At 43.8% G+C, this 11,877-nt stretch carries 9 protein-coding genes; 6 read left to right on the plus strand and 3 right to left on the minus strand.

Annotated features, from left to right (window positions below; genetic code table 11):
- Positions 1–89: 89 nt before the first annotated feature.
- The 3 genes from nrdF to nrdH form a co-directional block, all read right to left on the minus strand.
- Entirely contained in the window at positions 90–1,049 is a 960-nt protein-coding gene (nrdF, locus tag N4310_RS04950; protein WP_160333079.1) for a class 1b ribonucleoside-diphosphate reductase subunit beta, read from the minus strand.
- Between the two features lie 59 nt (positions 1,050–1,108).
- Positions 1,109–3,268: a class 1b ribonucleoside-diphosphate reductase subunit alpha gene (nrdE, locus tag N4310_RS04955; RefSeq protein WP_262092301.1), complete on the minus strand. Its 2,160-nt coding sequence runs from the start codon at positions 3,266–3,268 to the stop codon at positions 1,109–1,111.
- Between the two features lie 71 nt (positions 3,269–3,339).
- Entirely contained in the window at positions 3,340–3,558 is a 219-nt protein-coding gene (nrdH, locus tag N4310_RS04960) for a glutaredoxin-like protein NrdH (RefSeq protein WP_160333081.1), read from the minus strand.
- A gap of 308 nt (positions 3,559–3,866) precedes the next feature.
- On the opposite strand from nrdH, the gene N4310_RS04965 reads away from it, so the two are divergent.
- The 6 genes from N4310_RS04965 to glgA all read left to right on the plus strand — a co-directional run bounded on the left by N4310_RS04965 (position 3,867) and on the right by glgA (position 11,755).
- Positions 3,867–4,130, plus strand: coding sequence for a phosphocarrier protein HPr (locus N4310_RS04965; RefSeq protein WP_135035680.1), 264 nt, complete (start codon positions 3,867–3,869; stop codon positions 4,128–4,130).
- A 4-nt stretch (positions 4,131–4,134) separates the two neighbouring features.
- Complete coding sequence (ptsP, locus tag N4310_RS04970; protein WP_262092302.1) at positions 4,135–5,868, plus strand: phosphoenolpyruvate--protein phosphotransferase; 1,734 nt, start codon at positions 4,135–4,137, stop codon at positions 5,866–5,868.
- A gap of 211 nt (positions 5,869–6,079) precedes the next feature.
- Positions 6,080–8,011, plus strand: coding sequence for a 1,4-alpha-glucan branching protein GlgB (gene glgB, locus N4310_RS04975; protein ID WP_262092303.1), 1,932 nt, complete (start codon positions 6,080–6,082; stop codon positions 8,009–8,011).
- A gap of 48 nt (positions 8,012–8,059) precedes the next feature.
- Positions 8,060–9,202 (plus strand): glucose-1-phosphate adenylyltransferase, encoded by a 1,143-nt coding sequence (locus N4310_RS04980; protein ID WP_160333084.1) that lies wholly within the window; start codon positions 8,060–8,062, stop codon positions 9,200–9,202.
- Positions 9,192–10,331 (plus strand): glucose-1-phosphate adenylyltransferase subunit GlgD, encoded by a 1,140-nt coding sequence (gene glgD, locus N4310_RS04985; protein WP_262092305.1) that lies wholly within the window; start codon positions 9,192–9,194, stop codon positions 10,329–10,331. The genes N4310_RS04980 and glgD overlap by 11 nt, the downstream gene beginning before the upstream one ends.
- The gene (gene glgA / locus N4310_RS04990; protein ID WP_262092306.1) at positions 10,328–11,755 is read left to right on the plus strand and encodes a glycogen synthase GlgA; all 1,428 of its coding nucleotides are present in this window, start codon (positions 10,328–10,330) and stop codon (positions 11,753–11,755) included. Before glgD ends, glgA begins: the two co-directional genes overlap by 4 nt.
- The last annotated feature ends 122 nt before the right edge of the window (positions 11,756–11,877 follow it).

The raw sequence follows: 11,877 nt of genomic DNA on the forward strand, positions 1-11,877 counted from the left end.
ATTGCTTTTTTTTGCACTCTGAATTACAAAAAAAGTTGCATGGAGAGCAAGCTTTCCACACAACTTATTATAGAACCTTTTTTGTGTGCTTATAATCCGTAGAGGTAGTCGTCGTCTTCCATAGCTTCAACTTCTCCAAGGAGGTAGCCGTTTCCGACTTGGCTGAAGAAGTCGTGGTTGGAGGTTCCCGTGGAGATTCCGTTCATGATGATTGGATTGACATCATCAGCGGTATCTGGGAAAAGGGGATCATGACCTAGGTTCATGAGCGCCTTATTGGCATTGTAGCGGAGGAAGACAAGGACTTCCTCTGTCCAACCGACGGTATCGTAAAGGGAGCGGGTATAGGCCTCTTCGTTTTCATAGAGGGTATAGAGGAGGTCATACATCCAGTTTTTGAGATTTTCTTGTTCCTCTTCGGCTAGTTCTTTAAAACCGAGTTGGAATTTGTAACCGATGTAGGTGCCGTGAACGGACTCATCTCGGATAATGAGTTTGATAATTTCAGCGACATTGGCTAGTTTGTTATTCCCCAAGTAGTAGAGGGGAGTGAAAAATCCTGAATAGAAGAGGAAAGTTTCCAAGAAAACGCTGGCGACTTTTTTCTCAAGTGCTGTTCCGTTTTCATAAATTTCATTGATGATTTGGGCTTTCTTTTGCAGGTGAGGATTGGTATTGGTCCAGTCAAAGATTGCCTCAATTTCTGCCTTGGTGTTTAAGGTTGAGAAGATGGACGAGTAAGATTTGGCATGGACGGATTCCATAAATTGGATGTTGTTGTAGACGGCTTCTTCATGCGGAGTCCGGATATCGCGGCGGAGAGCCTCGATCCCGGTTTCAGACTGCATAGTATCCAGAAGGGTTAGTCCGCCAAAGACCTTGCCGACTAGGTCCTTTTCTTGGCTAGACAATTTTCGCCAGTCATCCAAGTCGTTGGAGAGGGGGATTCGAGTATCCAACCAGAATTGCTCGGTTAATTTTTCCCAAGTTGACTTGTCGATGACATCTTCGATGTTGTTCCAGTTTATGGCTTCGTAATAGGTTTGCATGGATGCTCCTTTGGAAGTGGTAATGAGGAGGGGGACCTGCTCATTGTTGATAATATTTTTTAGATCACACAGCTTTCACATTGGCTAGCACCGACTTCAGCGCCATCGTCGGTGAAGGTGCGGATGTAGTAGATGGATTTGATGCCCTTGTTGAAGGCGTAGTTTCGGAGGATTGATAAATCCCGAGTGGTCTGTTTGGTCTCTTTTTTCCATTCGTAGGTCCCTTTTGGAATATCACTACGAAGGAAGAGGGTGAGGGAGAGTCCTTGGTCAACGTGCTCTGTAGCAGCTGCGTAGACATCAATGACCTTGCGCATATCCATGTCGTAGGCGCTGGTGTAATAGGGAATCGTATCGGTTGAGAGTCCTGCAGCTGGGTAGTAGATTTTCCCGATTTTCTTCTCTTGGCGCTCTTCAACTCGTTGGGTGATGGGGTGGATGGAAGCAGAGACGTCGTTGATGTAGGAGATGGAGCCGTTAGGAGCTACAGCCAAGCGGTTTTGATGGTAAAGTCCATCTTTCATGACAGCCTCCTTGAGGGCTTGCCAATCTTCTTTGCTTGGGATGAAAATATCCTTGAAGAGCTCTTTTACCCGCTCCAATTTTGGTTGGTAGTCCTTTTCCAAGTATTTGTCGAAGTAGGAGCCGTCCGCATATTTTGATTTTTCAAAATGCGTAAAGACTTGCCCGCGTTCACGCGCAATTTGATTGGATTCGACCAAAGTCCAATAGTTCATCAAAAGGAAATAGATATTGGTGAATTCCAAGGATTCCTCTGATCCATAATGGATGTGGTTTTGAGCCAGGTAGGAGTGAAGTCCCATCGCACCAAGGCCGAAGGTGTGGGCCTGGCGGTTACCGTTAACGACAGATGGCACAGCTTCGATATTGGAAGAGTCTGTGACGAAGGTCAGAGCACGGGTCATGGTCCGAATGGATTGGCCAAAATCAGGAGAGGTCATCATATTGACGACATTGGTAGAGCCTAGGTTGCAGGAAACGTCAGTTCCAAGATGCACGTAGTTTTGGGCATCGTCAATGAAACTTGGCTCTTGTACTTGAAGGATTTCTGAGCAGAGGTTACTCATGACGATTTTTCCATCAACAGGGTTGACCCGGTTGGCGGTATCGATATTGATCACGTAAGGATAACCGGACTCTTGCTGGAGTTTGGAAATTTCAGTTTCCAAGTCCCGGGCCTTGATTTTGGTTTTGCGGATACGGGGATTAGCGACGAGTTCGTCGTATTTTTCAGTAATGTCGATGTAGCTGAAGGGAAGACCGTACTCTCGTTCGACAGAATAGGGACTGAAGAGGTACATGTCTTCGTTTTTCCGTGCCAGTTCGTAGAATTTATCTGGAACTGTGATTCCCAGAGATAGGGTTTTGACACGAATTTTCTCATCCGCATTTTCTTTTTTAGTGGATAGGAATTGCAAAATATCTGGGTGGAAAACATTGAGGTATACAGCGCCTGCACCCTGGCGTTGGCCTAGTTGGTTGGAGTAGGAGAAACTATCCTCAAACAATTTCATGACTGGTACAACACCGGATGCAGCCCCTTCATAGCCCTTGATTGGAGCACCTGCTTCCCGAAGGTTGCTCAAGGAGATACCGACACCACCACCAATCCGAGAAAGTTGCAGAGCGGAGTTGATGGAACGTCCGATAGAGTTCATATCATCCGTTACTTGGATCAAGAAACAAGAAACCAATTCTCCCCGGCGAGCACGACCAGCGTTTAAGAAACTTGGTGTAGCTGGCTGGTACCGTTGGTGGATAATTTCATTAGCAATGTTTTTGGCAATTTCTTCATTCCCGTCGGCAAAATAGAGGGCATTGAAGAGTACCCGTTCTTCCATACCTTCTAGGTATTCGTTGCCATCATTTGTTTTCAAGGCATACTGGTTGTAGAATTTGTAGGCTGCCATGAAAGATTTAAATTGGAATTTTTGATCCAAGATAAACTGATATAGTTCTTCAATGAAAGCTGGTTGGTACTTCTGGATAAAGGCTGATTCCAAATAGTTTTCCTGGATCAAGTAGTTAATTTTTTCCGTAATAGAAGCAAATGCTTTGGTGTTTGGAATTACATTTTCTCTAAAGAAGGCTTCCAAGGCTTCCTTATCTTTATGGAGCATGATTTGTCCATTGATTGGTCGGTTGATTTCATTGTTTAAACGAAAATAAGAGACATTTTCTAAATCTTTAAGACCCATGTGGGATCTCCTTTCAAGTGCTGTATTCAAAATGAGGAGGCAGGGGTCTAAACCCTGCCTCACGCGATCCATTAAGCTAGTTGTTTTAGTAGACTAGGCTGGAAGCCAGCGAAGTTTCCTTTTGGGGAAACAATAACTGGAGCTGCTGCGAAGCCCATTTCTTTGACTGTTTCAATGTATTCAGGTTCAAGATCGAGATTGATTTCTTTATAAGATACACGATTTTCGTCTAAGAATTTTTTAGTCATGCGGCATTGCATACAGTTATTTTTTGAATAAACAGTTACCACAAGGGTACCTCCTTCTCGTTTTTGAGTATGGAAATAGTATAGGGGAAAGCCCTATTTTTGTCAACATTTTGTACTTAGAAAATACACAAGCACTAGATGTAGTGGTTTGTTTTTTTATATCTTGATAATAGCAAGGGTAGGGGTTCTTTCCTTAACAAAATCTTGTATAGCCCCATCCTTTTTGAGACTGAAAAAGTTCCTTTTTTCTGAAAGCGTCAATTTTTTCTTGAAAAAAAACAATACAAATGGTATAATTTCTAATTGTAAGGGTTATCAAAACCTGAGAATAAATTAAAAGGAGAGTCATCATGGCTTCTAAAGATTTTCACATTGTAGCAGAAACAGGAATTCACGCACGTCCAGCAACACTTTTGGTGCAAACTGCAAGCAAATTTGCTTCAGATATTACTTTGGACTACAAAGGTAAATCTGTAAACTTGAAATCCATCATGGGTGTTATGAGTTTGGGTGTTGGCCAAGGTGCTGATGTAACAATTTCTGCTGAAGGTGCTGATGCTGACGACGCAATCGCAGCAATTTCAGAAACAATGGAAAAAGAAGGTTTGGCATAAGGAGATGACAAATATGCTTAAAGGAATCGCGGCATCTGATGGTGTTGCTGTTGCTAAGGCATATCTACTTGTCCAACCTGATTTGTCTTTTGAGACTGTTTCAGTTGAAGATACAAATGCAGAAGAGGCTCGTTTAGATGTTGCTTTAGAAGCTTCTCAAAACGAGCTTTCTTTCATTCGTACTAACGCAGTAGATAGCCTAGGTGAAGAAGCAGCACAAGTTTTTGATGCTCACTTGATGGTTTTGGCGGATCCAGAAATGATCGGTCAAATCAAAGAAACAATTCGTGCGAAGAAGGTCAATGCTGAGGCAGGACTAAAAGAAGTGACAGATATGTTTATCACTCTCTTTGAAAATATGGATGACAATCCATACATGCAAGAGCGTGCTGCAGATATCCGTGACGTAACCAAGCGTGTCTTGTCCCACCTTCTGGGTGTACGTTTGCCAAACCCAGCTGCGATTGATGAGGAAGCAATTGTGATTGCTCACGATTTGACTCCATCAGATACAGCCCAGTTGAACAAAGAATTTGTTAAAGCCTTTGTAACCAACATTGGTGGACGGACAAGTCACTCCGCGATTATGGCTCGGACGCTTGAAATTGCGGCTGTTCTTGGAACAAACAATATCACTGAAATTGTTAAAGATGGCGATGTACTCGCTGTTAACGGTATCACTGGTGAAGTTGTGATCAACCCATCAGAAGAAGTGATTGCAGCTTTCCAAGCGGCTGGTGAAGCTTATGCCAAACAAAAAGCAGAATGGGCTCTTTTAAAAGATGCTCAGACTGTGACAGCTGATGGTAAGCACTTTGAATTGGCAGCCAATATCGGTACTCCAAAAGATGTTGAAGGGGTTAACGAGAATGGTGCGGAAGCTGTTGGTCTTTACCGGACTGAGTTCCTCTACATGGATTCGCAAGACTTCCCGACAGAAGATGAGCAATATGAAGCTTACAAGGCTGTATTGGAAGGAATGAATGGTAAACCAGTTGTTGTTCGGACAATGGATATCGGTGGAGATAAGGAACTTCCTTACTTTGATTTGCCAAAAGAAATGAATCCCTTCCTTGGTTTCCGTGCTCTGCGGATTTCTATTTCTGAAACTGGAAATCAAATGTTCCGGACTCAGTTGCGTGCACTTCTTCGCTCTTCTGTACACGGTAAACTACGGATCATGTTCCCAATGGTTGCGCTTCTATCTGAATTCCGAGCAGCGAAAGCTATCTTGGAAGAAGAAAAAGCCAATTTGTTGGCTGAAGGTGTAGCGATTGCAGACGACATTCAAGTTGGTATCATGATTGAGATTCCAGCGGCAGCGATGATTGCAGATCAATTCGCCAAAGAGGTAGACTTCTTCTCAATCGGTACCAATGACTTGATTCAGTACACCATGGCTGCAGACCGGATGAATGAACAAGTTTCCTACTTGTATCAACCATATAATCCATCTATTCTTCGTTTGATTAACAATGTCATTAAAGCAGCACATGCTGAAGGTAAATGGGCTGGTATGTGTGGAGAAATGGCAGGAGATCAACAAGCAGTTCCACTTCTTGTCGGAATGGGCTTGGATGAGTTTTCAATGAGTGCCACTTCTGTGCTTCGGACTCGTAGCTTGATGAAGAAACTAGATACTGCAAAAATGCAAGAAATGGCCAACCGTGCTCTAACAGAGTGTGGAACGGCTGAAGAAGTTCTAGAACTCCAAAAAGAGTACGTAGACTTTGACTAATCATATCAGATAAATGAAACTGGATTCGGCTTTTCCCGGATTCGGTTTTTTTGTGACTTTCCTTTTTTGAAAATGGGAAAATGACAGTTGGTTATTTTCAGACAATTGTTTTGTTTTTCCTAAAAATGTTGTATAATAACTTGTGAAATTACTTGAAATATAGTAAAATATTTTTATAAAAAAGCGCTTACAAAGTAGAAAGGGTGATCATATGGATTATCGCGAGGCTATGTGGACTTTTGGTATCGGTGAAAATTACAATCTTCAAGAATACCTGGGTGTTCATCGTGAAAATGATGGATATAGCTTCCGGGTGTGGGCGCCGAGGGCTCAGATGGTTTATGTCATAGGGGACTTTACCCAGTGGCAAGAACAGAGGATTCCCATGGTTAAAAATGAAGCGGGAGTCTGGGAGGTTTGGACCGATCTAGCCCAAGAAGGGCAGCTGTATAAATTTCAAGTGGAGAGACAGGGCGGGCAGCTGGTTGATAAGATTGACCCTATGGCTCGTCTCTTCGAAAAACGCCCTGGAACCAGCGCTGTGATCTACACCCTGCCAGACAAGGATTGGCAAGACCAGGACTGGTTGGACCAACGGAAGGCCCTGGGCTTTAAGGGAAGGCCGATTTCCATTTATGAAATTCACGCCGGTTCTTGGAGGACTCATCCAGATGGACAACCGTATACGTTTAAGGATTTGCAACGCGAGCTGATCCCCTATCTGCAGGCCATGAATTATACGCATGTGGAGTTTATGCCCTTGATGACCCATCCCTTGGCTGAGAGTTGGGGTTATCAGTTGATGGGTTACTTTGGTTTGGAGCAATCCTATGGAACACCGGAAGAGTTTCGGGATTTTGTGGAGGCCTGTCATTTAGCAGATATTGGTGTATTAGTAGACTGGGTACCGGGGCATTTTACCATTAATGATGATGCTCTGGCCTACTATGATGGGACGCCGACCTACGAGTATCAAGATCATCACCGGGCCCATAATTATGGCTGGGGTGCTCTGAACTTTGATTTAGGGAAACCCCATGTTCAATCCTTCTTGATTTCCAGTATCAATTATTGGGTGCAGACCTTCCACCTAGATGGGGTGCGGGTCGATGCCGTGAGCAATATGCTCTATCTGGATTATGATCAGGGGCCTTGGACCCCTAATGAAGATGGAGGCAACCTCAATTACCAAGGTTTCCATTTCTTGAAAAAATTGAATCAAGTCATGAAGACCTACCACCCTGAGGTGATGATGATTGCGGAAGAGGCGACCAGCTATACCCAGATTACCGGAGAGGGAGAAAATTCCCTGGGCTTCGATTACAAGTGGAATATGGGTTGGATGAATGACATCCTGCGCTTCTATGAAATGGACCCGATTTACCGTAAGTATGAGTTTAATCTTGTGACCTTTAGTTTTATGTATATCTTTAAGGAAAATTACATTCTGCCCTTCTCCCATGACGAAGTCGTCCATGGGAAGAAGAGCCTCATGCATAAAATGTGGGGGGATCGCTACAACCAGTTTGCCAGCTTAAGAAATCTCTATACCTACCAAATTTGTCACCCGGGTAAAAAACTGCTCTTTATGGGAAGTGAGTGGGGACAATTTTTGGAATGGAAGTCCCAAGAAGCATTGGAATGGGGGGACCTAGGAGATGACTTAAACGGGCGGATGCAGCACTTTACCGCAGGGCTCAATCGTTTCTACAAGGATGAATTTGTGCTCTGGGATATTGATGATTCCTATGATGGGATTGAGATTATTGATGCCGATAATAAAGATGAAACAGTATTGACCTTTAGTCGGAAGAATGAAGAAGGGTCAGAATTGATCTGTGTCTTTAATATGGCGCCCGTTGAGAGACAGAACTTTACCATTGGAGTTCCTACTCCAGGCCTCTACAAAGAAGTTTGGAACAGCGAGTTGCAAGAATGGGGCGGTTCTTGGTTAGATCATAACCCAGATACAGCTAGTCAAACTGGCCAATGGAAAAGCTACAAGCAGAGCTTGAGCTTTACCTTGCCAGCTATGGGGGCTGTTATCTGGAGAAGGATAGCGAAATTTGAAGAGGAAGAGGAGGAAGTTGTACCGGCACTCAGTGAAGCAGAGATTCTGCCAGAAGAGTCTGTGGAGAGTTAGACGTTGCTTTAATGGAATTAGAATTTGTTGAATAAGGAGGAAATCTAAATGAGAGATGAAATGTTGGCCTTAATCCTAGCCGGAGGGCAAGGAACACGTTTGGGAAAATTAACAAAGAATATTGCCAAACCCGCTGTTGAATTTGGCGGTCGCTATAGAATTATTGATTTTGCCCTGTCCAATTGTGCGAACTCCGGCATCCAAAATGTGGGGGTTATTACCCAGTACCAACCCCTGGCTCTGAATACCCATATCGGAAATGGATCCAGCTGGGGCTTGGATGGTATTAATACGGGTGTGAGCATTCTCCAGCCTTATTCAGCAAGTGAAGGCAACCGCTGGTTTGAAGGAACCAGTCACGCCATCTACCAAAATATTGACTATATCGATAGCATTGACCCAGAATATGTCCTCATCCTGTCTGGAGACCATATCTACAAGATGGATTATGACAAGATGCTTCAGGCCCACAAGGATAACAATGCCAGTCTAACAGTCGCTGTATTAAATGTTCCGCTGAAGGAAGCTAGCCGTTTTGGGATTATGAACACGGACTCCAATAACCGCATTATTGAGTTTGAGGAAAAACCTGAAAATCCAAAAACAACCAAGGCTTCCATGGGAATTTACATCTTCAACTGGAAACGTCTCCGCAATATCCTGGTAGCTGCAGAAAAAGGTTCTGTCGAAATGTCTGACTTCGGAAGCAATGTTATCCCAGCCTATCTTGAATCTGGCGAAAGTGTCTACGCCTATGAATTTGAAGGCTACTGGAAAGACGTGGGAACCATTGACTCCTTATGGGAGGCCAATATGGAATACATTTCTCCAGCTAATGCCTTGGATAGCCGTAACCGTCAATGGAAAATTTATTCGAAAAACCTTATCTCACCACCAAACTTTATTGGCGAGCATGGTTCGGTGGAAGATTCATTGATTGTGGACGGTTGTCATGTGGATGGTCAGGTGAAACATTCGATTCTGTCGACGAATGCTCAGGTGAAAACAGGAGCAGTGGTTGAGGACTCAGTGATTATGAGTGGAGCTGTGATTGGCGCTGGTGCGGTGATTAAAAAAGCGATCATCGGTGAAGGTGCCGTGATTAGTGAAGGCGTGGAAATTGACGGCAGTGAAGAGATTGCGGTTGTAGGGTATAACGAAGTAGTGGGGGTACCAAAGGATGAAGATTGATAAATATTCAGCGATTCTTGTAAATACAGTTGGTCGACATGACATGGGGAAACTGACTGAAAACCGTCCTTTGGCGACTCTTCCATTCGGAGGAAAATACCGGTTAATTGACTTTCCACTTTCAAGCCTAGCTAATGCAGGTGTACGAAGTGTCTACGGTATCTTCCAGGAAGAAAACATTTCATCGGTCTTTGACCATATTCGGTCTGGTCGAGAGTGGGGCTTGTCGACGCTCTTGAGCCATTATTACTTGGGCTTGTATACAACCGATGCCGATTCCGATTACGTGAAGTCTGAATACTACGAGCAGTTGTTGACTTACCTTCACCGTTCGGGTAGCGATGTGACAGTTGTTTTGAATAGTGATGTTTTGCTGAACGTGGATCTTCGCCAAGTTTTCCATTTGCACCAAGCGACAAAACGGGAAATGACTGTCATCTACAAGAAACTTCCGGCTAGTGATATTGCCGGCAACAACTCGATTTTGAGAATTTCCAGCCATGATATGGTGACTGACCATGAGTTGTTTGAAGATACCCTGCCTCAGGAAGTCTACAATATGTCAACTGACATTTTCTTGGTCAACACGAAACTTCTGATTGCAGCGATTGAGAAGGAGTTGGAGGAATCTAATCCTCGTAAGATTCGCTACCTGCTTCGTGATTTTGCGAAAGAGATTGGTGCCTTTGCTTATGAATATACCGGTCATGTTGCTAATATTTATTCAGTTGAGTCGTACTATCGGGCGAATCTGGACATGATTGACCAGCAAAAATTCAATTCGCTCTTTAGTCCGAATCAGAAGGTTTACACCAAGGTTAAAAATGAGGAGCCAACTTATTATGCTCCGGGTTCCAAGGTATCCCTATCCCAGTTTGCATCGGGAAGTATTATTGAGGGAACTGTTGAAGGATCCATCTTATCACGGAACAATCGGATCAAGGCTAATGCAGTTGTGAAGGACAGTCTGCTATTCCCACGGGTGCTGGTTGGAGAAGGCGCTCGGGTTGAGTATGCGATTGTTGATAAGGAAGCAAAAATTGCACCTGGTGTGACGATTCGGGGACAGAAAGAAAATCCAGTCGTTATTGAAAAAGGTCAAGAGGTTACAGAGGATATTATTAGATGAGAATTTTAGTTGCAGCGGCAGAAGGAGCACCCTTTTCAAAAACAGGTGGTTTGGGAGATGTGATTGGAGCACTCCCTAAATCCCTGGTTAAAAAAGGCCATGATGTGCGTGTCGTCTTGCCTTATTATGACAGCGTTGAGACTAAGTTTGGCAAGCAAGTTGAAGATTTGGGTTCTTACGAGGTCTCAGTGGGGTGGCGCCGCCAATATGTTGGGGTCAAGTATCTGGTCTGGGATGGTGTTCCAACTTATTTTATCGACAACCAATACTATTTCTTTAGGGGACATGTCTATGGCGACCTTGATGATGGAGAACGCTTTGCTTTCTTCCAACAAGCAGCCTTGGAGTTGATGGAAAAGATTGATTTTATTCCAGAAATTCTTCATGTTCATGATTACCATACAGCCATGATGCCCTTCCTTTTACGAACCAAGTATGCTTGGATTGAAGCCTATCGTGGAATTAAGACCGTTTTAACCATTCATAATCTAGAATTTCAGGGACAATTTGACCCTCAGATGTTGAGTGAATTATTTGGAATGGGTTTGGAAGACTTTTGGAATGGTTCGGTGCGTTGGGGCCAAGATTTGAACTGGATGAAAGCGGGAATCACCTATGCCGATCGGGTAACCACAGTATCTCCATCCTATGCTCAAGAAATTCAGACGCCAGAGTTTGGGTGTGGTCTGGATCCTTTGTTGCGACATGAAAATTGGAAGCTGTTTGGTTTTGTAAACGGGATTGATACCGATCTCTACAATCCAGAAACCGATCCCCATTTGTCTCATCATTTCACAGCCTATGATTTAAGTGGCAAAGTTGCTAATAAGGCGGCTCTGCAAGCACGGCTGGGTCTACCACAGCGACCAGAAGTTCCGTTGATTGGGATGGTCTCACGCCTGACCTATCAAAAAGGATTTGATGTGGTCGTTGAGGAACTGCATCAGATTCTCCAACGGGATGTTCAAGTGGTTGTGCTAGGAACCGGAGATCCTCGCTTTGAGCAAGTCTTTTCTTGGTTTGGCCAGCATTATCCTGAAAAAATGGTGGCAGCCATGACCTTTGATCCAGCTCTAGCTCAGGAAATTTACGCAGCCAGCGATCTATTCCTGATGCCGAGTCGTTTTGAGCCTTGTGGTCTGTCACAAATGATGGCCATGCGTTACGGCAGTCTACCAATTGTTCATGAAGTTGGGGGCTTGCGTGATACAGTTCAGGCCTACAATCCAGTGAATGGCTCTGGAACAGGCTTCTCCTTCAATAATCTAAGTGGTTATTGGTTGACCTGGACTATTGATCAAGCGATTTATTTGTATTGGAATCAAAAAGATGTCTGGTACAATTTAATGCAGGAAGCCATGCACCGAGATTTTTCTTGGGATGCAGCTAGTCATCCTTATAGTGATTTATACAATTGGATGTAAACTAGAAAAGGAGGTTGAAAGCAGCCTCTTTTTTTCGTGAAAAATGGTTCTTTGTCAAGTTGTGTGGAATCCTTGAAAACTGACAATATAGAATAAAGACAATCTTCCTTCCTCCCCTCCTT

Origin of the sequence: Streptococcus danieliae, assembly GCF_025447695.1 — a bacterium.
Classification (GTDB): Bacteria; Bacillota; Bacilli; order Lactobacillales; family Streptococcaceae; genus Streptococcus; species Streptococcus danieliae.

Bases quoted from the DNA above. Each gene is read 5' to 3' on its own strand.
- nrdF (WP_160333079.1), bottom strand. From the start codon at position 1,049: ATGCAAACCTATTACGAAGCCATAAACTGGAACAACATCGAAGATGTC.
- nrdE (WP_262092301.1), bottom strand. From the start codon at position 3,268: ATGGGTCTTAAAGATTTAGAAAATGTCTCTTATTTTCGTTTAAACAAT.
- N4310_RS04965 (WP_135035680.1), top strand. From the start codon at position 3,867: ATGGCTTCTAAAGATTTTCACATTGTAGCAGAAACAGGAATTCACGCA.
- ptsP (WP_262092302.1), top strand. From the start codon at position 4,135: ATGACAAATATGCTTAAAGGAATCGCGGCATCTGATGGTGTTGCTGTT.
- glgB (WP_262092303.1), top strand. From the start codon at position 6,080: ATGGATTATCGCGAGGCTATGTGGACTTTTGGTATCGGTGAAAATTAC.
- N4310_RS04980 (WP_160333084.1), top strand. From the start codon at position 8,060: ATGAGAGATGAAATGTTGGCCTTAATCCTAGCCGGAGGGCAAGGAACA.
- glgD (WP_262092305.1), top strand. From the start codon at position 9,192: ATGAAGATTGATAAATATTCAGCGATTCTTGTAAATACAGTTGGTCGA.
- glgA (WP_262092306.1), top strand. From the start codon at position 10,328: ATGAGAATTTTAGTTGCAGCGGCAGAAGGAGCACCCTTTTCAAAAACA.